Source organism: Enterovibrio paralichthyis, assembly GCF_019209835.1.
GTDB lineage: Bacteria > Pseudomonadota > Gammaproteobacteria > Enterobacterales > Vibrionaceae > Enterovibrio > Enterovibrio paralichthyis.
In genome coordinates, this window is record NZ_JAHUTS010000005.1 from 1 (window position 1) to 23,321 (window position 23,321).

Annotated in this window: 18 protein-coding genes and 7 tRNA genes; 1 reads left to right on the forward strand and 24 read right to left on the reverse strand. The window is 51.8% G+C overall.

Annotation, left to right across the window (positions count from 1 at the left end; genetic code table 11):
- Positions 1-161: 161 nt before the first annotated feature.
- The 21 genes from KU854_RS07560 to pncC all read right to left on the reverse strand — a co-directional run bounded on the left by KU854_RS07560 (position 162) and on the right by pncC (position 17,956).
- Positions 162-770, reverse strand: a complete 609-nt coding sequence (locus KU854_RS07560; RefSeq protein ID WP_054779904.1) for a transglycosylase SLT domain-containing protein — start codon at positions 768-770, stop codon at positions 162-164.
- Positions 771-847: 77 nt separating this feature from the next.
- Positions 848-2,422 (reverse strand): glutamate--cysteine ligase, encoded by a 1,575-nt coding sequence (gshA, locus tag KU854_RS07565; RefSeq protein ID WP_418885844.1) that lies wholly within the window; start codon positions 2,420-2,422, stop codon positions 848-850.
- A 113-nt stretch (positions 2,423-2,535) separates the two neighbouring features.
- The gene (locus tag KU854_RS07570; RefSeq protein ID WP_218357831.1) at positions 2,536-5,370 is read right to left on the reverse strand and encodes a M16 family metallopeptidase; all 2,835 of its coding nucleotides are present in this window, start codon (positions 5,368-5,370) and stop codon (positions 2,536-2,538) included.
- A 20-nt stretch (positions 5,371-5,390) separates the two neighbouring features.
- Entirely contained in the window at positions 5,391-5,822 is a 432-nt protein-coding gene (locus KU854_RS07575; RefSeq protein ID WP_218357833.1) for a YqaA family protein, read from the reverse strand.
- The gene (gene yqaB / locus KU854_RS07580) at positions 5,809-6,396 is read right to left on the reverse strand and encodes a fructose-1-phosphate/6-phosphogluconate phosphatase (RefSeq protein ID WP_218357835.1); all 588 of its coding nucleotides are present in this window, start codon (positions 6,394-6,396) and stop codon (positions 5,809-5,811) included. Before yqaB ends, KU854_RS07575 begins: the two co-directional genes overlap by 14 nt.
- A complete protein-coding gene (locus tag KU854_RS07585) occupies positions 6,396-7,328 on the reverse strand; it encodes an NADP-dependent oxidoreductase (RefSeq protein ID WP_218357837.1) in 933 nt (310 codons plus the stop codon). Before KU854_RS07585 ends, yqaB begins: the two co-directional genes overlap by 1 nt.
- A 113-nt stretch (positions 7,329-7,441) precedes the next feature.
- Positions 7,442-8,575: a sodium ion-translocating decarboxylase subunit beta gene (locus tag KU854_RS07590; protein ID WP_218357839.1), complete on the reverse strand. Its 1,134-nt coding sequence runs from the start codon at positions 8,573-8,575 to the stop codon at positions 7,442-7,444.
- A 10-nt stretch (positions 8,576-8,585) separates the two neighbouring features.
- A complete protein-coding gene (gene oadA, locus KU854_RS07595; protein WP_218357840.1) occupies positions 8,586-10,370 on the reverse strand; it encodes a sodium-extruding oxaloacetate decarboxylase subunit alpha in 1,785 nt (594 codons plus the stop codon).
- Positions 10,371-10,407: 37 nt separating this feature from the next.
- Entirely contained in the window at positions 10,408-10,647 is a 240-nt protein-coding gene (locus tag KU854_RS07600; protein WP_054779901.1) for an oxaloacetate decarboxylase subunit gamma, read from the reverse strand.
- Positions 10,648-11,086: 439 nt separating this feature from the next.
- Positions 11,087-11,163 (reverse strand) — tRNA-Arg (locus KU854_RS07605).
- Between the two features lie 45 nt (positions 11,164-11,208).
- A tRNA-Arg gene (locus KU854_RS07610) sits at positions 11,209-11,285 on the reverse strand.
- 98 nt (positions 11,286-11,383) lie between these two features.
- A tRNA-Arg gene (locus KU854_RS07615) sits at positions 11,384-11,460 on the reverse strand.
- A gap of 17 nt (positions 11,461-11,477) precedes the next feature.
- A tRNA-Ser gene (locus tag KU854_RS07620) sits at positions 11,478-11,570 on the reverse strand.
- A gap of 10 nt (positions 11,571-11,580) precedes the next feature.
- Positions 11,581-11,657: transfer RNA gene (locus KU854_RS07625), tRNA-Arg, on the reverse strand.
- 47 nt (positions 11,658-11,704) lie between these two features.
- Positions 11,705-11,781, reverse strand: a tRNA-Arg gene (locus KU854_RS07630).
- Positions 11,782-11,793: 12 nt separating this feature from the next.
- Positions 11,794-11,886: transfer RNA gene (locus KU854_RS07635), tRNA-Ser, on the reverse strand.
- 552 nt (positions 11,887-12,438) lie between these two features.
- A complete protein-coding gene (gene csrA / locus KU854_RS07640; protein WP_002537591.1) occupies positions 12,439-12,636 on the reverse strand; it encodes a carbon storage regulator CsrA in 198 nt (65 codons plus the stop codon).
- A 485-nt stretch (positions 12,637-13,121) separates the two neighbouring features.
- Positions 13,122-15,704, reverse strand: coding sequence for an alanine--tRNA ligase (alaS, locus tag KU854_RS07645; protein ID WP_218357841.1), 2,583 nt, complete (start codon positions 15,702-15,704; stop codon positions 13,122-13,124).
- Positions 15,705-15,848: 144 nt separating this feature from the next.
- Entirely contained in the window at positions 15,849-16,301 is a 453-nt protein-coding gene (locus KU854_RS07650) for a regulatory protein RecX (protein WP_418885846.1), read from the reverse strand.
- Positions 16,298-17,347: a recombinase RecA gene (gene recA / locus KU854_RS07655; RefSeq protein ID WP_218357843.1), complete on the reverse strand. Its 1,050-nt coding sequence runs from the start codon at positions 17,345-17,347 to the stop codon at positions 16,298-16,300. Before recA ends, KU854_RS07650 begins: the two co-directional genes overlap by 4 nt.
- A 111-nt stretch (positions 17,348-17,458) precedes the next feature.
- Entirely contained in the window at positions 17,459-17,956 is a 498-nt protein-coding gene (gene pncC / locus KU854_RS07660; protein ID WP_218357844.1) for a nicotinamide-nucleotide amidase, read from the reverse strand.
- 145 nt (positions 17,957-18,101) lie between these two features.
- Between pncC and mutS the strand changes: the two genes are divergently transcribed.
- On the forward strand, positions 18,102-20,636 hold the full coding sequence (gene mutS, locus KU854_RS07665; protein WP_255555480.1) for a DNA mismatch repair protein MutS: 2,535 nt from the start codon (positions 18,102-18,104) through the stop codon (positions 20,634-20,636).
- A 63-nt stretch (positions 20,637-20,699) separates the two neighbouring features.
- Here mutS and rpoS read toward each other — a convergent pair whose 3' ends face one another.
- Genes rpoS through KU854_RS07680 form a run of 3 tightly spaced genes read right to left on the reverse strand, consistent with a single transcriptional unit; the run spans position 20,700 to position 23,316 of the window.
- Entirely contained in the window at positions 20,700-21,677 is a 978-nt protein-coding gene (rpoS, locus tag KU854_RS07670; RefSeq protein ID WP_218357846.1) for an RNA polymerase sigma factor RpoS, read from the reverse strand.
- A gap of 54 nt (positions 21,678-21,731) precedes the next feature.
- The gene (gene nlpD / locus KU854_RS07675; protein WP_218357848.1) at positions 21,732-22,685 is read right to left on the reverse strand and encodes a murein hydrolase activator NlpD; all 954 of its coding nucleotides are present in this window, start codon (positions 22,683-22,685) and stop codon (positions 21,732-21,734) included.
- Between the two features lie 10 nt (positions 22,686-22,695).
- Positions 22,696-23,316 (reverse strand): protein-L-isoaspartate(D-aspartate) O-methyltransferase, encoded by a 621-nt coding sequence (locus KU854_RS07680; RefSeq protein WP_418885845.1) that lies wholly within the window; start codon positions 23,314-23,316, stop codon positions 22,696-22,698.
- Positions 23,317-23,321 lie beyond the last annotated feature (5 nt).

Here is a 23,321-nt window from a genome sequence, read left to right on the forward strand (position 1 = left end):
TCGCGAGGGTAAGGGCTGTGGTCAATTGCAAAATAAAAGGCTCTAAGTATGGGGACTTAGAGCCTTTATAAGCCATCTGTTGGATCGTTCAACCGATCATTTATCTCTTAACTGATCGGCATTAGCCGACAACGGCGCTTTTTGGCTTGATAGTGCAGGGATTAAAACGGCCACCAGCTGCGGTTGTCTTCCAGCTCCTTGCGGCAACTCTGTAGCTGAGCACCATAGGTTTTGGCCTGGCGCTCCACTTTACGAGCTACCTGCATCACCTTGGGTTTGGATTTATACACACCGCGCTTATATCCCCCGCGCCCTTCGTGATAGGCCAGGTACTGGTTATAGGCATCCCATTTGGAAATGCCCAACTGGCGCTGGGTTTCACTGGTGTACCAACCGATAAACTGCAGCGCATCCCCGAAATCTGTCCGCGACCCACCATTATCCGTCGCTTTCTGGTAATCCTCCCACGCCGGATCCTGTGCCTGCGCATAGCCGTAAGCGCTGCTCACGCGCCCCCATGGGATCACCCAAAGCACATAGTCTCGTGGTGGCAATGCATCATGAACATAGGAACTTTCCTGTTTCACAAAAGCCATGGCAACGTGGATCGGTGTTCCCCAGTCCTCTTGCATATCCACCGCATCTTCATACCAGTCGTCATACTGGCGGAATATGCTGCAGATGTTGTCCTGGTTTTTCGGTGGCGCTGCCGCGCAACCGGTCAGTGCGAGCGCCGTGAACATGAGCATCCACTTGGAACAAGCATGCATGGTGTTTTCTCTTTCTCTGGGTATCAAACGTAAAAAAGGCCGGTAATACCGACCTTTATACAAGATGTTGGGTATCACTACAGGGATACACTATCACCAAAATACTCAGCCAGGTACTGCTCAAAGCTGATTGCGTCGCCCTGTTCCACATCTTGCTGACGCTTCACACTGGCTTCGCTTTCATCTTTGAACTGCTGCTCTGAAAACGTGACATAGTCGCCGCCGGCAAACAGCTCGCGATTTCCTTTGGCGATCTCCAGACCCACTTTACCAATACTCTCGGTTTCCAGAATGGACTTCAGCATACGGGCTGACAGTGTTTTTTCCGGCTCGTCGAACCAGGTCACCAGCTCGTTACAGGTGCGCAGGTAATTATCACCGCCAAAGGCTTCGTCCATCACCACCGCCAGTGCAGACAAGTCCGCAAAGACACGGCGTCCCCACTCCGCCTGGGTTAGTTGCTCACCGTCACAACCGATCTGCAGGGTCAACCCAGGCTTACGGCCTTCCAGTACCACCTTGCTCCAGTTTTGGCGCCAGCATTGCAGCTCGCAATCAGTCATTGGTGCAGACTCTGACAGCACACTCCAGGTCAGGAACAGGTCGAGGAAGTACACCTGGTAGTCATCAATACCGACCGGACTGAACGGGTTGACGTCCAGCGAGCGGACTTCGATGTACTCAACGCCACCACGCTCCAGCGCTTCCGACGGTTTCTCGCCACTTTTCGTGACACGTTTCGGACGGATTGGCGCATAAAGCTCGTTTTCTATCTGCAGTACATTGCTGTTGAGCTGACGGAAACCGTTCTCGTCCTTCACGCCAATTCTGGCGAAATCTTCTGATGGAGTACCAATCGCCGCACGTACGCCCTGAAGGTATTGCTCCAGACCGTTAAAGCCGATTTTCAGGCTGCTTTGCGCGTTGTTGGTATAACCCAGATCGCTCAGGCGCAGGGAGGTGGCATACGGCAGGTAACAGGTACCATTGCCGACAGTTTCAAACGGCAGGTTAGTCGCTGCTTTATTGATAAAAGAGCCACACAGCGCCGGGGATGCACCGAACAGATACGGGATCATCCAGCCAAAGCGGTAGTAATTACGGATCAGGCCGAAGTACGCTTCAGACACGGATTCCTGTCTCGCGTAAGGTGTCTGATCGCCAAACAACTGCTGCCAAAAACTGTCTGAAAACGAGAAGTTGAAATGCACACCGGAAATGATCTGCATGACACTGCCGTAGCGGTGTTTCAGTCCCTGGCGGTACAGGGTTTTCATGCGGCCAACATTGGACGATCCATACTGTGCTAGCGTGATGTCATCTTCCTCACCGACATAGCACGGCATCGACAACGGCCAAAGGGACTCTTCTCCCAGCGCACGGTAGGTGAAACGGTGGATGTCCTGGAGTTGGTTGAGCATCTCCGGCACCGAATGGCTGACAGGCGTGATAAATTCCAGCAACTGCTCAGCAAAATCGGTTGTGATCCATTTGTGGGTCAGGGCAGAACCTAACGCATCAGGGTGGTGGGCGGCTGACAGGGTACCTTGCGGGGTGATCCGCAATGCTTCGCGTTCAACGCCTCTGCCAATGCCGCTGAGCGCTTCCGGGTTTGCGGAGAACGCTTCCAACCTTTGGGAAAAACTAGTCAAGGCTGCACTCTTTTATTGTAATTAAAGCAGTAAGATGACTAAGCATAATCACTCTTGGTGGCAAAAGCCATCTCACTGTTTCTCACTCGGCTTACACTGTCGGTAACGTGGCGTCAGTTCTCAATAGTCAGACGCTTAACCGGCAGTCCCAAGGTGCTCAATGATGGCGCCAGCGCCTTTGCATCACCGACAATAATCACCTGATAATCTTCGGGCGCAAACCAGATTTTTGCCAGTTCATTGAGTGTTTCTTTCGAGACTGTATCGATGATCGCTTTCTGTTTTGCCTTGTAGTCGGCGGGCAGATTGTTGCGCATCATATTGGCGATCAGTCCCGCCTTATCCCCCGGCGTTTCATAGCTCAGGGCTTCATTTTGCCCGACAGCCAGGCGCAAAAAGGCCAGCTCTTCGTCAGTCATACCGTTCTCGGCCATGTTGCGCAGTTCACTTTGCATCTCTTTGACCGTATCGGCTGTGCTGTCTGCGCGCACCTGTGCCTGATATACGACAACGCCTTTATCCTGATCGCCATAGACATAACCGCTTGCCCCATAGGTGTAACCCTTGTCTTCGCGCAGGTTCAGGTTCAGGCGTGAGTTAAAGTTTCCGGCAAGGTTGAAGTTAGCCAGCTGGGTTTTAAACATCTCGCCGGTGGCGTCGTAAGGCATGGCATGGCGCACCATCTGCACCACGCTTTGCGGTGCACCAGGTTTGTCCACCAGCCAGATTTGCGGTTTGCTGTATTCCTTAATCAGGGTCTTAGCCGGTGCCGTTGCAGGCTCCCCTTTCCATGCTGCCAAGCCGTTAATACTCGACAACAGGGTGGATTTGTCGATATCACCGACAGCAATCAGTCTTGCCGAATCCGGGGTGTAGTGACGGGCATAGAAGTCTTTCACATCGCCGACAGTCAGCGCACCCAGCGTTTCAAGGGTGCCTTCCGATGGCAATGCATGCCACGGGTCACTGAACAGCACATGGCGTCTTGCCTGACTTGCCTGCCACTGGGGTGTCTGGTGACTGAACTGGATACTTTCCAACGCCTGTTTTTTCAGACGTTCGAAATCAGCCTCGTCGAACTTGGGATGAAACAGCATATCGCCTGCAAGGGTCAGGGTTTCTTCGAGGTTTTTAGTCAGGGAAGAAACACTGATAGTGGTGCCACGGGAAGACGCACTGACGCTGATACTGGACCCAAGGCGATCCAGCTCGGCTGCAATCGCTTCACTGGTGCGGTTGGTGGTTCCCTCTGCCAGCAGATCAGCAGTCAGCGACGCCAGGCCATTTTTACCTTCCGGCTCCATCAAGCTGCCTGCAGGTAAAATCAGGTGAACGGTCACTGTTGGCGTTTCATCTGACGTTGCACCGGCAATTTGAATACCATTGTCCAATTTGGCCCTGTAAAGCTTCGGCACTTTCACCGTTACAGCGCTGTCTGGTTTTGGTATCACAGAACGGTCAAAGGTTTCCGGTGTTTCACGCAACGCTAACGATGCATCACCGGTATCCGCGTTACCGTCTGTTTTGGCACGCACCGGCGAAAAGTTGGGGGCTGCAGCAGCGAGGCTGGTTTTGCCAACCGGCACGACCGACAGGCTCAGTGATGGCTTATTCCAGATAAAGCGGTCAAAGGCTGCTTCCACTTCCCCGGTCGAGACATCGTCTAGCTCATCAAGCCAGATAGCCAGCCTATCCGGCTCGCCATAGAAGGTCTCATTGGAGGCCAGTTGTGCCACTTTACCGTGCACACTTTGCAGGCCAAATACGGCGCTGGCCTCAGCACTGCCTTTCACCTGCGCCAGATCATCCGCTTTGATGCCCCGCGTCTTGAGGGAAGCCAGTACACCCATGACATCTTTACGTAGCGATTGCAGGCTCTGGCCCTGATTGCCCAGCACGTATACCTGAAGGTTACAGGCAAGCTCGGCACAGTCCTGATATGCGCTGGCACTCAGTACCTTGCCCGGTTTAACCAGTTCCTGATAAAGCAGACTGTTACGTCCCTGCCCCAGCACAGAGGCGAGCATGTCGAGCGCGACACGGGAGTCTGCCCCTGGGTATTCCGTTGGCCAGGTCATCACCAGCATCGGCTGCTGGATATTGTCTTCAAGAGTAACGAAGCGGTTAGCGTCCAGGGTCACCGGCCATTTATCTGCGGTTTTCACCTCGGGCCCGGCAGGAATATCGCCAAAGTATTTCTCTACCCACTCTAGGGTTTTGGCAACATCGATATCACCGCCAATGCTGAGGGTGGCGTTGTTCGGGCCATACCAGTGCAGGAAGAAGGCTTTCAGATCATCCACGTCCACGCCATTGAGATCTTCGACATAGCCGATAGTCGGCCAGCTGTAGGGATGCGTCGGCGGGTACAGACTGGCTGACAGGGTTTCCTGCACCAGGCCATAAGGGCGGTTGTCGTAGTTCTGTGCCCGTTCGTTTTTTACCGTATCGCGCTGGATTTCAAACTTGCGCTGGGAGACGGCATCCAGCAAAAAGCCCATGCGGTCAGATTCCAGCCACAGCATTTTTTCCAGCTCATTGGCAGGCACGGTTTCGTAGTAGTTGGTGCGGTCTCGGTTGGTCGTCCCGTTCACGCTGCCGCCGGATTCCGTCACCAATTTGAAATGCTGCTGGTCGCCGACATGCTCCGATCCCTGGAACATCATGTGCTCAAAGAAGTGGGCAAAGCCGGACTTACCCGGCTCTTCACGAGCCGAGCCGACATGATAGGTCACATCCACATGAACCAGTGGATCGGAATCATCAGGGTGAAGCAACACCGTCAAGCCGTTGGAGAGACGGTATTTTTGATAGGGGATGGCCGGGGCGTCACCCGTAGCGCCTTTTTCTTCAATAAAAGTGACGCCATCAGGCAGCACGGGTGTGGACGGAAAGATGCCACACCCTGACAACCCAAACAGGGTTGCCGTCAGGATAAAATAACGCACACGCTATCCTTTGATAAAAATTAAAACAGTAAGCCTCGGGTCACGAGTGCCAGTATCACGTATCTGAGGGCTTTGCCCATGGCAATCAAGAGCCAGCACCAACGCTGCTTGAGTCTCAGCCAGCCAGCAGCCAGGCAAAGCGGGTCGCCGATAATGGGTAGCCAGCTCAGCAACAAGGTCCAGTAACCGTAGCGTTGAAGCCAGTTAATGGCTCTTTGACCGTGTTTCTGCTCAAGGGTTCGCGCAGGAATGAAACGACCAATCCAATAGTTGGTCATGCCCCCCAGCGTGTTACCTAAGGTGGCGACCAACACCAGTGTCGCCACGCTGAACTGGTTTTGCTTAAGCAGTAAAACGAGGTTGGCTTCCGAACCGCCAGGAAGCAAGGTGGCGCTGAGAAAACCGGTTGAAAACAACACCCACAGCGCCGAGTCACCACTAATCCAATCCAATGTCTGTCACCCGAACATCAATGACATCCATGCCTGCCGCTTTCGCTGCGTTGATACCAAACACCGCATCTTCGAACACCAGGCATTTTTCCGGTGCCACGTTTAATCGTTCAGCACAGCGCAGGAAAGTATCCGGTTCGGGTTTATGGGCAGACACCTGATCAGCACCGACAACGACATCCATCAAAGGTAAAAGACCGGTCTTTTCCAACATTCGTTCAGCAATATCTGTCAGGGTACCGGTTCCAACTGCTATCGGCTTTTTACCTGCGAAATGCCGAGCCACTTCCGCAAACGGCAAGATCTCGAGATGATCTTCCATGATGGCTTTGAATTGCTGTGTTTTATGGGCAGCAAGCACCGCCGGATCTATATCCAGGTCTTTCTCTTCCACCAGCGACTTGGCCGTCAGCAGGGTTGGGCTGCCACCGCGTGTGTGGTACCAAGCTTCATCAACGTCAAATCCAAAATCTGCAGCTGTTTGCAGCCAGGCCGCATAGTGACCCGGCATTGAATCAATCAAAGTGCCATCGAGATCGAAAATAAAGGCTTCATATTTGTCGTAACGACACATTACTGGGGGATCTCCAAAATGATTTTGCCGCGTGTGCGGCCACTTTCTATATCTTTATGGGCTTGGACGCCTTGCTTTAACGGGTAGGTGGCACTGATGGTGATGCGCAGTTTCCCTTCATCGGCGGCGTGAAGCAGAACATCCAGATCCTCTACACTTGGCTGCACCAGCATCCCTTTGGCTTCAATGCCTCGTTGCTTGGCTGCCTCGATGATACGCGGTGCAGTGATGGTAGGGACAGTTACCACGCGCCCTGACGGCTTGACGCATTGAAGCGCCGCTTCACCTACATCGCCGCCCATCAAATCAATCAGCACATCGATATCTTTCACCTGCTCTTCCACGGGAGCTTTGTGGTAATCCACCGCCTCCGCCCCCAGGGAAGAGACAAAGTCCACATTGGCTGTCGAACAAGAGGCATACACTGTTGCACCGTTGATGTTGGCAAGCTGGATTGCGATATGACCAACCCCACCGGCACCGGCGAGGATCAACACTCTGTCCTGATGGCGCACATCGGCATGTTCCAGCACCTGAAGTGCCGTCAGCCCTGCGACGGGAAATGTGGCGGCAATCTCCAGCGGGACACTGTCTGGCACCCTTGCCAACGCTGACTTGTCTGCACAGAGATACTGGCCATAGCCACCACCTTCGACAATGCGGCCGACCACACGGTCACCGGCTTTAAACTCTCCGGCATCCCGAGCAACGATACCGGCGACATCAAAGCCAGGTACCCACGGCAGGCTGTCTTTGATTTTCTCTGCGCCCCATCCCAACCCTGCGCGGGTTTTGGCATCAATCGGGTTTACCCCGGCATAAGCGACTTTGACCAATACCTGATTGTCTGCAGGTACCGGGATGTCGGTGGTTTGGAGCTTGAGGGTTTCCGGCCCGCCAAACGCGGTGATTGCCAGTTGAAGGTTAGCCATGCGTATCGTCCTTTTTTGCAGCCTCGAGCTTTTCAGTGTTAATAAAAAAGGCGGAAGACTCAATGCCTTCCGCCCTATTATTTTGTGAATGTCTTTTAAACCGGCTTTCTTGGCTAACCGCCGACCAGTGCCAAAAGCACACCCGCCGCTACCGCTGAGCCCAATACACCCGCCACGTTCGGCCCCATTGCATGCATCAACAGGAAGTTGTGCGGGTTGGCATCCAGACCCACTTTGTTCACCACACGTGCAGCCATAGGTACAGCAGAAACACCCGCTGCACCAATCAATGGGTTAATGCTGTCTTTACTCACCTTGTTGAGCAGTTTAGCCATCAACACACCCGCTGCGGTACCGATACTGAAAGCAACGGCGCCCAGAATCAGGATACCCAGGGTCTCAAAGTGAAGGAATTGATCCGCCTGCAGTTTTGAACCAACAGCCAGTCCCAGGAAGATGGTAACCACGTTGATCAGCTCGTTTTGCGCTGTATTGGACAGACGGTCAACAACTCCACATTCACGCATCAGGTTACCCAGACAGAACATACCCACCAGCGGCGTAGCTGAAGGCAGGAACAGGATTGCCATCATCAGCACTGCCAATGGGAACAGGATCTTTTCTGTTCTTGATACATGGCGGAGCTGGCGCATTTCAATCTTACGTTCTTCCTCGTTGGTCAGCGCCTTCATGATAGGCGGCTGGATAATAGGTACCAGCGCCATGTAGCTGTAAGCCGCCACCGCAATCGCACCCAGCAAGTCAGGAGACAAACGGCTGGCGAGGAAGATCGCCGTCGGGCCATCTGCACCACCGATGATAGCGATAGACGCCGCATCAGCGAGGTTGAACTCCATACCCGGCACAAGGTTCAGCAAAATCGCGCCAAACAACGTCGCGAAGATACCAAACTGCGCTGCAGCCCCTAACCAGAGCGTGCGTGGGTTGGCGATGAGCGCCCCGAAGTCTGTCATGGCGCCAACGCCCATAAAGATCAACAGCGGGAAGATGCCCGTTTCGATACCCACATAGTAGACGTAGTACAGCACGCCGCCTGGCTCTGTAAATCCCGCATTCGGAATATTGGCGAGAATGGCACCAAAGCCGATCGGCAACAGCAGCAAGGGCTCAAAGCCCTTGCGGATGGCGAGAAACAGCAAAGTACAACCAACGGCGATCATGATGAGCTGACCAAAATGGAAATTAGCCAGGCCAGTCTCCGTCCAGAGGATCCTTAAACCTTCCATGTTTACCCTCTTACGCCAGACTCATCAGCGGTGAACCGACAGTGACTGAGTCACCCTCTTTCACCATCACATCTTGAACTGTACCCGCGCGGGTCGCACGGACTTCGGTTTCCATTTTCATCGCTTCCAGGATCAGCAGTACATCGCCTTCCTGAACCTGATGGCCTTGTTTAGCCACCACTTTGAAAATGTTACCTGCCAGCGGTGCAGCCACAGCTTCAGATGGCCCTGCGCTAGGCGCTGGCGCAGTAGGTGCTGCTTGTGAAGCCGCAGGCGTTACCGACGTCAATTCGCCCTGGGGACCAACAACCACATCATAAGTCTGACCGTTCACCTGAACGCTGTAAGCTTCCACGCCCCCAGTAGACGCAGGCGCAGTCGTTGGTGCAGGAGCCACAGCTGGCTCTGTACCGGGTGCCGGCTCGAACGCTTCCGGATTACCACGGTTTTTCAGGAACTTCAGACCGACTTGTGGGAACAGTGCATACGTCAGTACGTCATCTACCTGCGCTTCAGCCAGCAAGATGCCTTCTTCTTTCGATTTGACGATCAGCTCGTCGGTCAGAATATGCAGTTCAGGCTTCAACAGATCAGCAGGACGGCATGTTATTGGGTCTGCACCATCCAGAACCCGCGCTTGCAGGTCTTTATTGACTTCGGCAGGTGCCGCGCCGTATTCACCTTTCAGCACACCGGCTGTTTCTTTGGTGATGCTCTTGTAGCGCTCACCGGTCAATACGTTGATCACCGCCTGGGTGCCCACGATTTGGGATGTTGGCGTTACCAGTGGGATATAACCCAAATCTTCACGTACGCGCGGAATTTCCAGCAGTACTTCGTCGATGCGATCTGCTGCGCCCTGCTCTTTGAGCTGGCTTTCCATATTGGTCAGCATGCCACCCGGTACTTGAGCGATCAGGATTCGGGAATCCACACCTTTGAGCTGGCCTTCGAACTTGGCATATTTCTTACGCACTTCACGGAAGTACGCCGCAATAGGTTCAATTTTCTCCAGATCCAGTCCGGTATCACGCTCCGTTCCCTGAAGCATGGCAACTACGGTTTCGGTTGGCGTGTGGCCGTAAGTCTGGCTCATGGAAGAAATCGCCGTGTCCAGAACGTCCAGACCCGCTTCAACCGCTTTCACAGCGGTGGCAGTGGAAAGGCCAGTTGTTGCATGACAATGGAGTGCCAGTGGAATATCACAGGAGGCTTTAATACGTTTGATCAGCTCTTCCGCTTCATACGGCTTGAGCAGGCCAGACATATCTTTAATACAAAGTGAATGACAACCAAGGTCCTCAAGACGCTTTGCCAGATCGGTCCAAGTGTCCAGGGTATGGTAAGGACTGGTGGTATAAGAGAGTGTACCCTGGGCGTGCGCACCGACAGAGACCGCAGCTTTTACCGCTTTCTCAAAGTTACGTACGTCATTCATTGCATCAAAGATGCGGAAAACGTCCATACCATTGGCGTGGGCACGTTCAACAAACTTATCGACGACATCATCCGCGTAGTGGCGGTAACCCAACAGGTTCTGCCCACGAAGCAGCATTTGCATCGGGGTTTTCGGCATGGCTTTTTTCAATTCGCGCAGACGAACCCATGGATCTTCACCAAGATATCGGATACAGGCATCAAACGTTGCGCCGCCCCAGGTCTCTAACGACCAGTAACCCACATCATCCAGCGCTGCAGCAATCGGTAACATATCATCCAGACGCATACGGGTCGCAAACAGCGACTGGTGCGCGTCACGCAGGACAACGTCTGTAATAGCGAGTGGCTTAGACATACGACAATACTCCTTGTAATTGTATGTTTCGCATCAGCTAACGCTGGCGATTACGGTATTTATGCACCGCTGCAGAAATGGCAGCGATGGTTTCCCCTGGAATTTGACCACTATTATTGGGCGTGGTGGTCGTGGTTGCCTGAGGTGGCAACTCTTCGGGGACAAGACGGGACATCAGTTTGACCAAACCGACCAAAACTGTCAGAAAAATAAAGACGACCAGCATGCCCGTTATCATGAGCGCTGCGGCCTGTTGGAGTGTGCTACCCAAATCCATATGTCAGCTTCCTTTCCATTTCACCACCGGTCTGACACCGACAGGTGGTCACAGCAAATCCCAGCGACGCGCCTCTCAACATTTTGTAGAGAATTTATTCACTGAGTTAAGTTATTGGTCAAAATACTAACAAATCACAATAATGACAATCCTGTAATACTCTTCATTTGCGCCATTTTCGGCCTCTGACGCAATAAAATCGCACAATTGTTATCATTTTGTTAATGCACATGCAGGGTTATCTGGGGTGTTTGATTGCAAAAACTTTATAGGAGAAATATACGGAAATTCAGGGAATTAAAAGTGGGTTTTGTTGCAGATATGACCGCTGGAAAAGCGAATTTGGAAAAACTGGAAAAGTGCGGGTAACGACAAGAAGTGTGTGTTTTGAGAAAAACGATAATCCAATCGGATTAATTGAATAGACATTCAAAAGAAATGGCGCGACCGGGAGGATTCGAACCTCCGACCGCCTGGTTCGTAGCCAGGTACTCTATCCAGCTGAGCTACGGTCGCGCAGGCAATGATTGATTATAGGTGTCAATCAGGGTGAAAGTGAAATGGCGCGACCGGGAGGATTCGAACCTCCGACCGCCTGGTTCGTAGCCAGGTACTCTATCCAGCTGAGCTACGGTCGCGCAGTAATCACTTCATGCATCATCCAGATGCCAGCGCTTCGTCGGAAACGGAGCTTCGTCCTTGGTAGGCGATAAGCCTAGGTTGGAGCAAGTAAGGATGGCGCGACCGGGAGGATTCGAACCTCCGACCGCCTGGTTCGTAGCCAGGTACTCTATCCAGCTGAGCTACGGTCGCACAACTTACTTACTAAATGGCGGTGAAGGAGGGATTCGAACCCTCGATGCGGCTATAAACCGCATACTCCCTTAGCAGGGGAGCGCCTTCAGCCTCTCGGCCACCTCACCGCACAAATCATGGCGCGCTCGGGAGGATTCGAACCTCCGACCGCCTGGTTCGTAGCCAGGTACTCTATCCAGCTGAGCTACGAGCGCACAACAATTCGGGCTTGTTTACTGACGCTATCAATAAACATAAATAATGGCGCGACCGGGAGGATTCGAACCTCCGACCGCCTGGTTCGTAGCCAGGTACTCTATCCAGCTGAGCTACGGTCGCGCAGTGCAAGAATGGCGGTGAAGGAGGGATTCGAACCCTCGATGCGGCTATAAACCGCATACTCCCTTAGCAGGGGAGCGCCTTCAGCCTCTCGGCCACCTCACCGTCTTGCGGAGGCACATATTACTTTGAGCCGAGAATAAGTCAAACATTTTATCGGGAAAAATCTGCATTCACGTTGCGTTTGCACACTTCTCACTCAACATGCGCAATATTTGATTTATCAAACCATCAATTGCGTTTTAAATGAACAACCTGACGTGTCTCCCAAATTGTATAAATTCAGGAAAGCGTTTTAAGCCATTTCTATTTTATACCGATCGATATACCTAAACGACCTGAAGATGCTCGTATTCAGAGGTCATCAATGCGTTCAATTTGAGGCAAATTTCACGAGGAATAGTCGTTCTATTTCCGTGGAATTTAACGAAGAAGTGGGTACATTGATGGCCTCCCTTCGGGCGAGTCGACTGACGCAGTGCTCTTTGTTGTTCCTTTTTGATGGAGGTGACTACACCTACAAAGGAACGCCGCGATCACAACGTCAGTCAATCTCGCTGAATCCTGCCTCTTCAGGTTGTTTAGGTATATGTATTCTTCAGATACAGAAAAGGCCGTTAAATTTTCCGGCCTTTACGAATACGTTAGTGCGTTTACTTAGAAGTTACCGCCCGTCGGTGCAGGGTTACCTTTCTCTGCTTGTATACGCATGTAGATTTCTTCACGGTGCACAGACACCTCTTTCGGTGCGTTTACGCCGATACGTACTTGGTTACCCTTAACGCCCAGTACAGTAACAGTCACTTCATCACCAATCATCAGCGTTTCACCTACGCGACGAGTCAAAATCAGCATTCTTCTACTCCTTGAGTATTTACAACTTTCTTATTAGTTGAGTCGGTATGGTCTTCATACTGCGCGAAGTCAATATGCACGGCAGCGTAAGCGCCGGGGCGGACAATCAACTACTTTCCTTCCTTGCGAGCATCCTTTTGCAAGCTTGACTTCAAATTAGCCAGCGCCAGTCTGGTTTTTCAATATGGCTTATTTCTCCAGCTAACTCCAGTTAACCCATGAGAAAATACACATCGAATCCAGACATTGTGACCCCTGTGCCCAGAAGATCACGTTGTCAGATACTGCGAGGCAGGAAAAGTTCATCCCACCGGCGCGAATAATCGAAACGGGTACTGCTCAAAAAAGTAGCCGCACCGTTATTGAGGCGATGCACTATACAGTGTTAAAAAAAAAGTGCAAAGAATAAACGCGAGTTAAGGTACTAAAGAAAAAAGGCTTCCATAGGAAGCCTTTCTTTACGCATTTGTCTCAGGGACTTTACCTTACAGGCGCTCAGTCAACCATGGTGTAACGGTTTCCAGAGCCGCAGGCAGTGCAGCAACATCGGTACCACCCGCCTGTGCCATGTCAGGACGGCCACCGCCCTTACCACCCACTTGCTGCGCAACCATGTTAACCAGGTCGCCAGCTTTTACTTTGCCAACCAGGTCTTTAGTCACACCGGCAATCAGGCCAACTTTGTCATCAGCCACGTTCCCCAGGAACACGACACCGCTGCCCATCTGATTTTTCAGATCGTCAACCATGGTGCGCAGTGCTTTGTTGTCAGCGCCATCAAGCTTGCTGATCAGCACTTTGATGCCGTTGATTTCCTGAACCTTGTTGATCAGGCTAGCGCTTTCCTGAGCCGCCAGTTTCTCTTTCAGCAATTGGATTTCTTTTTCCAGTGACTTCGCACGGCTTTGAGACTCAGCCACTTTCTGTGCGAACTCTGATTGCTGACGGTAGAACGCTTCTTCTGCACCCTGGCCGGTTACCGCTTCAATACGGCGTACGCCTGCTGCAATACCACCCTCAGAAGTGATCTTCAGCATACCGATGTCACCAGTACGGTTAGCGTGGGTACCACCACACAGCTCGATAGAAAAATCACCCATGGTCAGTACGCGCACATTGTCGTCGTACTTCTCACCGAACAGTGCCATTGCGCCTTTTGCTTTCGCAGACTCAATGTCCATGATTTCGGTGCTAACGTCGTGGTTGCGGCGAATTTGTTCGTTCACCAACTTTTCTACCGCACGCAGCTCTTCAGCCTTCACCGCTTCCAGGTGAGAGAAGTCAAAACGCAGGCCTTCAGCGCGCACCAAAGAACCTTTCTGCTGTACATGGTCGCCCAGTACGATACGCAGCGCTTCGTGCAGCAAGTGAGTTGCAGAGTGGTTCAGGGCAATCGCCTGACGACGTGATGCATTCACCTGCGCTTCAACGTTGTCGCCAACGCTCAGGGTACCGTCAACCAGCTTGCCGCGGTGGCCAATCGCCGCGCCGTATTTCTGGGTATCGATAACTTCAAACTTGCCCGCATCAGTGATCAGGAAACCTGCATCACCACACTGACCGCCAGATTCCGCATAGAACGGCGTCTGGTCAAGAATGATAACCGCTTCATCGGCAGTCGCTACCGTCTCAGCAGCCATACCATCAACAAAGATATCCGTAATGATGCCTTTGCCTTCTGTCGCGCCGTAGCCGGTGAACTCAGAGTTACCTTCTACTTTGATCACTGCGTTGTAGTCTGTACCGAACTGACCCGCTTCACGGGCACGCTGGCGCTGCTCTTCCATCGCCGCTTCAAAGCCAGCTTCATCGATAGAGAAGCCACGCTCACGCGCTACGTCGTTAGTCAGGTCAGCTGGGAAGCCATAGGTGTCGTACAGTTTGAACACGGTTTCACCGTCCAGTACATCACCTTCAACCGCTTCCAGTGCATCGTTCAGGATCGCCATACCGCGGTCCAGAGTACGACCGAAGTTTTCTTCTTCGATCTTCAGCACTTTCTCAACCATCGCCTGCTGCTTCTTCAGCTCTTCACCGGCAGTGCCCATGATGTCAGCCAGAGGGCCAACCAGCTTGTAGAAGAATGCACCGTTTGCACCCAGCTTGTTACCGTGACGCACTGCACGACGGATAATACGGCGCAGTACATAACCACGGCCTTCGTTTGAAGGCATTACGCCGTCAACGATCAGGAAGGCACATGAACGGATGTGGTCAGCCACAACGCGCAGAGACTGGTTAGACAGGTCTTCATAGCCAATCACTTCCGCAGCTGATTTGATCAGGGTTTGGAAGATGTCGATTTCGTAGTTTGAATGAACGCCCTGCATGATCGCAGCAATACGCTCAATACCCATACCAGTATCAACAGAAGGCTTAGGCAGCGGTTCCATGGTGCCATCGGCGTGACGGTTATACTGCATAAATACGTTGTTCCAGATTTCGATGAAACGGTCGCCATCTTCTTCCGGAGAACCTGGAGGACCACCCCAGATGTGATCGCCGTGGTCATAGAAAATTTCGGTACATGGACCACAAGGACCGGTGTCACCCATTTGCCAGAAGTTATCTGACTCGTATGGCTTACCGCCTTTCTTGTCGCCAATGCGCACGATGCGATCAGCCGGAATACCGATTTTCTCGTTCCACAGCGCGAATGCTTCGTCGTCTGTTTCGTACACGGTCACCATCAGGCGATCTTTTGGCAGTTGCAGTACTTCAGTCAAAAACTCCCACGCGAACGCGATAGCATCGTCTTTGAAGTAATCACCAAAGCTGAAGTTACCCAGCATTTCAAAGAAGGTGTGGTGACGGGCAGTGAAGCCTACGTTTTCCAGGTCATTGTGCTTACCACCGGCACGTACACAGCGCTGTGCTGTTGTCGCTCGGGTATAGGCGCGTTTTTCTAGGCCTAGGAAGCAATCTTTAAACTGGTTCATACCTGCGTTTGTGAACAACAGTGTTGGGTCGTTGGCAGGCACGAGCGATGAGCTAGGCACGATGGTGTGCCCTTTGCTTTCAAAGAATTCGAGAAACGCGCGGCGGATCTCGTCGGTGCTCATGTACATTGGCTAATCCTGAAAATTGGAGTGGTAGTTATCACTGCGTCGCATAACAGGCGACGTGATCAGAGTCAATTGGCGGTCATTGTAAACAACCTAACCAATTGCGAAAAGAGGCAGAAACAAGATAGAAGCAGACCGAGCAGGGATTTAATGCTCTTTTGACAGTGCGTAGTTGATTTGATCGAAGCTGAAACCGCGACTTTGCAGGTATCGCGTCCATTTGGCACGTTGCTTGAAATCGACCTCTGGCAGGTTACCGTCGATATCACCAAAACGGCGACAGGCTAACTCTTTTGCCAGTTCATACCAGTCATGCTGCTGGCTATCCTGCGCAGTTTCAAGCAGTGCGGTACTGATGCCTTTGCGTTTGGCATCAAAGCAGATACGTTGCCAACCATGGCCTTTGCCAACGCCGTGGCGCAGGAGCATTTCCGCAAACCGTTTATCATCCAGCCAGTTGTGGTAAAGACAATGTTCAATGGCAGCGTCAATTTCGTCAGCAGGGCACTGTCGCTGCGCCAGTTTTTGACGCAGCTCCAGTTCAGAATGGTCGCGGCGGGACAACATGCCCACCGCTAATTCTCGGGCAGTTAAACTCAGAACGCTTCCTCTTCAGGCAGATCTGCATCTTCAACTTGCGCTTTGCCTTGGGTGTCATTGTTTTGCAGCAACATATCGCGCAGGGTCTTATCCAGCTCCTTCGCAATCTCAGGGTTTTCTTTCAGGAACTTACAAGCGTTCGCTTTACCCTGGCCGATTTTGTCGCCGTTGTAGCTGTACCACGCACCGGCTTTCTCAACCAGTTTGTGTTTCACGCCCAGGTCAATCAGCTCGCCGTAAAGGTTGATACCTTCACCGTACATGATTTGGAATTCAGCTTGTTTAAATGGTGCAGCAATCTTGTTTTTCACCACTTTCACGCGGGTATCGTTACCCACTACTTCATCACCTTCTTTGATAGAGCCGATACGGCGGATATCAAGACGGACAGAAGCATAGAATTTCAGTGCGTTACCACCGGTAGTGGTTTCTGGGTTACCGAACATTACACCGATCTTCATACGGATCTGGTTGATGAAGATCATCAGGGTGTTACTGTTTTTGATGTTAGCAGTCAGCTTACGCATTGCCTGAGACAGCATACGTGCCTGCAGACCCATGTGAGAGTCACCCATTTCACCTTCGATTTCCGCTTTTGGCGTCAGTGCCGCCACGGAGTCGATGATGATAACGTCAACCGCACCAGAGCGGGTCAGGGCATCTGCGATTTCCAGTGCCTGCTCACCGGTGTCTGGCTGAGATACCAGCAGGTTATCGATATCAACATGCAGTTTACGTGCATAGACTGGATCCAGCGCGTGCTCAGCATCGATAAACGCACAGGTTTTACCTTGCTTTTGTGCTTCCGCAATGACTTGCAGAGTCAGTGTGGTTTTACCTGATGATTCAGGACCATAGATTTCAACAATACGGCCGTATGGCAGACCGCCAGCGCCCAGCGCGATATCTAGAGACAACGAACCGGTTGATACGGTTTCAATGTCCATCGTGCGGTCGTCACCCAAACGCATGATCGAACCTTTACCGAATTGTTTTTCGATCTGACCCAGGGCTGCGGCTAACGCCTTCTGTTTGTTGTCGTCCATTTGATTCTCCAACGGAAGCAATAATCGTTCGATAGCTGTGAATTGCTGTTAAGTATACTGTCCATTTATACAGTGTCTAGCCCTGTATAAAATTTTTTCTCCGCTTTCGTGTTACTGCTCCGGTTTTTCGCTTTCCAAGTAACTGAGCAAACGACAAAGGCTGTGGGCAATGGTATTGCGGCGGATATCATGCCTGTCTCCATCAAACAGACACTTTTCTGTTACCACACCATTACGGGTCGCCCAACCAAAACAGACCAACCCCACCGGCTTTTCTTCCGTTCCTCCGGTTGGGCCTGCAATGCCGCTTACTGCAAGGGCAAAATCTGCCTTGGCAGCTTCCAGCGCACCGGTCGCCATTTCAGCAACCACCTGCTGACTGACCGCACCATAAGCTTCCAGCGTGGCTGTCGATACGCCGACCAGATCGTGCTTCGCCTCATTACTGTACGTCACAAAACCGCGTTCAAACCATGCCGAGCTTCCTGCAACCTCTGTCAGGATATACGCAATGCCACCGCCAGTGCAGGATTCTGCCGTCGTCACTGTTTGCCCGCTCTCTTTGAGTTTTTCGCCAACCTGCGTGGCCAGTCTTACCAGTTGTTCCATCTCACCCCCTGTTATTTCATTCACACCATCGCGATATCGATACTTTACCCATTTACCGCGATTCACGTATCCTTGTTCCCTCTTCTTATATCGTAATTTTGCAGGCCAGATAGTGACAGTACAAGCGACAGCCAATCATACGCCCATGATGCAGCAATACCTGAAAATAAAAGCGCAGCATCCTGAAGAACTGCTTTTCTACCGTATGGGTGATTTTTACGAGCTGTTCTACGACGATGCCAAACGTGCATCACAGTTGCTTGATATCTCTCTGACCAAACGCGGCGCCTCGGCCGGTGAACCTATTCCGATGGCAGGCGTTCCCTACCATTCTGTCGAAGGCTACCTTGCCCGTCTGGTTCAGCTGGGAGAATCGGTGGCGATTTGTGAGCAAATTGGCGATCCGGCCACCAGCAAAGGGCCGGTAGAACGTCAGGTTGTCCGTATCGTGACACCGGGCACTGTCTCGGATGAAGCCCTGCTTAACGAACGTGTCGATAACCTGATTGCCGCAATCTTCGCGAATGGCAACCGCTTTGGCTATGCCACCCTAGATATTACCTCTGGCCGCTTTTTGCTGAGCGAACCTGGCAGCGAAGAAGAAATGCAGGCAGAGCTTCAGCGCACCCGTCCGGCAGAATTGCTTTATCCGGAAGATTTTGCTTTCCCGGCTTTAACAGAAATGTGTAAAGGCAGCCGCCGCCGTCCTATCTGGGAATTTGATCTTGAAACCGCCAAACAGCAGTTAAACCAGCAGTTTGGCACCCGTGATTTGGTGGGCTTTGGCGTAGAAAGCTGCTCTTTAGGGCTTGCCGCTGCCGGTTGCCTGATGCAGTACGTCAAAGATACCCAGCGTACCGCCCTGCCCCATATCCGTTCGCTGGTAAAAGAAAATAAAGACCAGTCAGTGATTCTGGATGCGGCCACCCGCCGTAACCTGGAGCTCACCCAGAACCTCTCCGGCGGCTTTGAAAATACCGTTGCCTCAGTGCTGGATAAAACTGCCACTGCAATGGGTAGCCGTATGCTCAAACGCTGGCTGCACCAACCGATGCGCGACTTTTCCATTGTTAATCGCCGCCTGGATGCCATTACCGCGCTGAAAGATACCGGCCTGTATGTGGAATTGGCATCAGTATTGCGACCTGTAGGTGATATGGAGCGCATCCTGGCGCGGCTGGCGCTTCGCTCCGCACGTCCACGTGATATGGCAAGACTACGCGGCGCGCTGCAACAACTGCCGGAGATTAAATGCCTGTTGGAGGAAGTGCAGGACGAATCCATCGCACCGCTGAAAACGGCCAGCATGCCGATGCCTGAGCTGACTGCGCTGCTTGAGCATGCCATTGTAGAAACGCCACCGGTGGTTATTCGTGATGGTGGTGTGATTGCCCCTGGCTACAACGCCGAACTGGATGAGTGGCGCGATCTGGCGGACGGCGCTACCCGCTTCCTCGAAGAGCTGGAAATCCGCGAACGTGAGCGCCATGACATCGATACCCTGAAAGTCGGTTTCAACTCCGTCCACGGCTTTTATATACAGGTCAGCCGTGGCCAGAGCCATCTGGTGCCACCTTACTATGTGCGCCGCCAGACACTGAAAAACGCTGAGCGCTACATCATTCCTGAATTGAAAGAGCACGAAGACAAAGTGCTGAACTCCAAATCCAAGGCGCTGGCGTTGGAGAAAAAATTGTGGGAAGAGCTGTTTGATAAGCTACTGCCACACCTGGAGCAACTGCAGAAAGCGGCAGAAGCCCTCTCGACACTGGATGTGCTTGCAAACCTTGCCGAGCGTGCAGAGTCACTGGGTTATTGCCGCCCAACATTGACGTCAGAGCGAGGCATCGCCATTGCCGGTGGTCGTCACCCTGTGGTTGAACAGGTGCTGGATGCACCCTTCATCGCCAACCCAACTTCGTTGAGCCCGGATCGCCGTATGCTGATCATCACAGGGCCAAACATGGGTGGTAAATCGACCTACATGCGCCAGACTGCGCTGATCACCCTGATGGCCCACATTGGTTCTTATGTGCCAGCAGAGTCTGTCACACTGGGCCCAGTCGACCGTATCTTCACCCGTATCGGCGCATCGGATGATTTAGCGTCTGGCCGCTCAACCTTTATGGTAGAGATGACAGAAACCGCCAACATCCTTCACAACGCAACCGAAAACAGCCTGGTATTGATGGATGAAATTGGCCGGGGCACCAGCACTTATGATGGCCTGTCTTTAGCATGGGCAAGCGCTGAGTGGCTGGCAGAAAAACTCAAGGCCATGACCTTGTTTGCTACCCACTATTTTGAACTGACCGAACTGTCAGGCCAAATCCCAGGGCTGGTCAACGTCCATCTGGATGCTGTAGAACACGGTGATGAAATTGCCTTTATGCACGCGGTGCAGGAAGGTGCGGCGAGTAAATCCTATGGCCTAGCCGTAGCTGGCTTGGCTGGCGTGCCAAAAACCGTCATCCAGCGCGCGAAAACAAAATTGCGCCAACTGGAAGCGAGTGGTCATGAAGTGGTTACTGGTGAGCATACGGTTTCCCAGCCTGCCGCGCAGCTTTCCTTGTTGCCCGAATTGAGTGAAGTAGAAAAAGCCCTGGCGGATGTGGACCCGGATAACCTGACGCCACGTCAGGCACTGGAAGCTCTCTATCGCCTTAAAGCACTACTGTAAAAATTGAAAAAGCCCCGGACGGGGCTTTTTTATTGAGCACAAAATGAAGAACTAAAGGAAGGCTTAGTGCTCAGCGTTGAACAGGCATTCAATGTTCAGGCCTTGATGGGTCAGCATATCGCGCAGGCGACGAAGACCTTCAACTTGAATTTGACGTACACGCTCACGGGTTAACCCAATTTCACGTCCCACATCTTCCAACGTGGACGCTTCGTGTCCCAATAAACCGAATCGACGCGCCAGCACTTCGCGCTGTTTTGGATTCAATTCTTGCAGCCAGTGGACGATAGATTTTTTCATGTCATCGTCTTGGGTCGTGTTTTCAGGGCCACCCTCTTTCTCATCCGGAATGATATCCAGCAGGGCTTTCTCAGAATCACCGCCAATCGGATTATCAACTGAGCTGATACGCTCATTCAGACGAAGCATGCGGTTAACGTCTTCAACCGGCTTATCGAGTTGCTGCGCGATATCTTCAGCCGTTGGCTCATGATCCAGCTTCTGTGCCAATTCACGTGCAGTACGCAGGTAAACGTTCAGCTCTTTAACCACATGGATAGGCAGACGGATGGTACGTGTTTGGTTCATGATGGCGCGTTCAATTGTCTGACGAATCCACCATGTAGCATAGGTAGAAAAACGAAAACCACGCTCTGGGTCGAATTTCTCAACCGCACGGATAAGCCCCAAGTTACCTTCTTCAACCAGATCCAACAAAGCCAGACCACGGTTTGAATAACGGCGGGAAATCTTCACTACTAATCGAAGGTTACTCTCGATCATTCGTTTGCGGGCAGCTTCATCACCACGCAGGGCACGGCGCGCATACAGCACTTCTTCTTCAGCTGTAAGCAAAGGCGAATAGCCTATTTCGCTCAGGTAAAGCTGGGTTGCATCAAGGGCTTTCGAAGAAGCAGCAAACGATATGGACTCTTCAGCCTCTTCAATCGTCTCTTCTTCATTCTCAAGCTCGATTTGCTCCATTTCGACGTCTTCAACCATCATGTCGTCGACTTTTTTTGCAGTATTATTCTGACTCATAGCGCCTCCCGATTTGGCGTAGCAGCAAGACAGTACAACAAAATCTGTCCCGGTTTACCGTTTGGGTAGATACCTCAAAGGGTTTACCGATTTTCCTTTATAGCGAATCTCAAAATGCAACCGAACACTGTTAGTACCAGAACTTCCCATCGAGGCTATTTTCTGCCCTTTTTTAACACTCTGGCGCTCTGAAACAAATATACGATCATTGTGTGCGTATGCGCTCAGGTAATCATCGTTGTGTTTAATAATGATTAAATTACCGTATCCACGAAGCGCGTTACCTGCATACACCACTTTACCGTCTGCTGATGCATTGATTTGCTGCCCACGTTTACCGGCAATATCAATGCCTTTGTTACCAAGCTCTGAGCTTGAAAACCCTGATATCACCCGACCGCTTGACGGCCATTGCCAATTTATTTTGGCAGGGGTATCAGACGATTTATTTATAGGTTTATCAACAGGTGGTTTACTTTTTGTTACAGCTCGACTGTACTCCTTCACTTTTTGCTGTTCAACATTTTTCTTAATTTGAGATGTTGATCCCGACTTATTTTGCGACACGTATTTTTGATTATCTTTCGCGGTCTTAGCAGAAGATCCTGAAACCGCTACCGGTTTAGAAGCCGCCACAACAACCGGTGCTGTCGATGCTGCAGCCACCACCACCGCCGCTTCTGGCTTGCCTTTCTTGCCGTAACTTGGCGGGACATATTTTTCCCGCCACAGGTTCAGCTTTTGCCCGGGATAAATGGTGTAAGGTTTAGACAGCTTATTTGCATCAATAATGTCATTCACATCACGATCAGTGATGTAAGCGATATAGTACAGTGTGTCGCCTTTTTGCACCTCATAGAAGCTTCCGCGGTAACTCCCCCGTTCAACTTGATTGTAATCCGGCCCGACACTGGACACAGGTGCAGGGCTTGATACCGAACACGCAGACAATAATCCCAGTACTGAGATGATTACTAATATTTTCAACTGAATTGAAAGGGCTGTCACCGCTCGTTACCTATGCCAAATCACCCGCAACAAGTGGGACAAAGCGCACAGCTTCAATCGGTGAGGTATCAAACTCATCACCGTGACGTGTCACTTTGTAGAGGGTCTGATCGGCCTCACCGACAGGAACAATAAGGGTTCCACCGTCCGCAAGCTGTGTTAACAATGCATGCGGCATGCTGGCAGCAGCGGCTGTTACTATAATGGCGTCAAACGGCCCTTTACTGGCCCATCCTTGCCATCCATCCCCATGTTTTGTCGAAATATTATAGAGCTCAAACTGCTTGAAACGGCGCTTTGCGACCATTTGCAGTTGCTTAATTCGCTCTACGGAATAAACATGCTCAACCAGTTGCGCAAGCACACATGTCTGAAACCCGGAACCGGTTCCCACCTCTAATACACGGCTATTGTGTTTAAGACCTAACAACTCGGTCATTTTGGCCACAATGTAGGGCTGAGAAATGGTCTGGCCGAAGCCTATCGGCAGTGCATTGTTGTCGTAAGCCTGATGAGCCATGGCTTCAGAGACAAACAGATGGCGTGGTAAACGACCGATTGCCTCCAGCACACGCTGATCGGTGATTCCCTGCTGACGTAATAGTTGTATAAGTGAATGCGAGTAATTCACCAATA